Source organism: Streptomyces sp. NRRL WC-3549 (assembly GCF_000721935.1).
Lineage (GTDB): Bacteria > Actinomycetota > Actinomycetes > Streptomycetales > Streptomycetaceae > Streptomyces.
The window spans coordinates 2467-3531 of the sequence record NZ_KL585469.1; the positions used below are offsets into that span (position 1 = coordinate 2467).

A 1065-nucleotide genomic window follows, 5' to 3' on the forward strand; every position below is an offset into this window, starting at 1 on the left:
ATGTGTATAAGAGACAGGATCAGCAGCAGGTGCTCGGCGCCGTCGCCGGCCAGCCGGCGGGCGACCTGGCCGCCGAGGGCTCCGGTCCCGCCGGTGATGAGCGTGGTACCCGTGAGGTCCCAGGTCCGGGACCCGGCGGCCGCGCCGAGGCGGGCCCGGTTCAGTCGGCGTACGAATGTACCCGAGGGCCGGATCGCCAGCTGGTCCTCGTCCCCGGCGCCGCCGAGCGCGCCGCTGAGCATCGCTCCCGTGCGCGCGTCCAGTGTCGGGGGCAGGTCGATGAGACCGCCCCACCGGTCGGGGTGTTCCAGCGCGGCGACCCGGCCCATGCCCCAGGCCATGGCCTGCTCCGGACCGTCCAGCGCGTCGGCGGGGCCCACCTGGACCGCACCTCGCGTGGCGCACCACAGCGGCGCCGCCACCCCGGCCTCGCCCAGCGCCTGGAGCAGCGCGACGGTGGCGGCGTAGCCTCGCGGCACGTCGGGGAAGCCTGCGTGCGGCGCGTCGTCCAGGGTGAGCAGCGACAGGACGCCCTCGATGCCGGAGGGCAGGTCGTGGTCGGCGAACAGGTCGCGGTGCAGTTCACCCGCGTCGACGGTGACGGAGTGGGTGCCGGCGCCGTGGGCGGCCAGGGCCTCCAGGCATCCGAGTACGAGCTCGTCCTTGTCGTGGCTCTCGGGGACGATCACCAGCCAATACCCGGAGAGACGGCTCGCGGAGGCTTCGGGCATCGGGCGCCAGGCCACTTCGTAGCGCCAGTCGTCGACCGTTGAGAGCTCGCGGCTGCGTCGGCGCCAGGAGGAGAGTGCGGGCAGCATCGCGCCGAGGGCGGAGCGTGCTTCCTCGCCTCCTTCGAGGGCGAGGCTGTCGGTCAGGAATCCGATGTCCTGCTGTTCGATGGCCTCCCAGAACTGCGCGTCGGCCACGGAGAGTTCACCGGCGGGGCCGGCGGGTGCGTCCATGACCGGGCGCAGGTCGTCGATCCAGTAGCGCTGCCGCTGGAAGGGGTAGGTGGGCAGGTCCAGGTGGGTAGGCACATGTCCGGCGAACAGGGCATTCCAGTCG

At 72.8% G+C, this 1065-nt stretch carries 1 pseudogene; it reads right to left on the reverse strand.

The annotated features are described in order from the left end of the window. A pseudogene (locus IH13_RS0136250) lies at nt 1-1037 on the reverse strand (KR domain-containing protein); the annotation flags it as partial. Nucleotides 1038-1065: the final 28 nt, after the last annotated feature.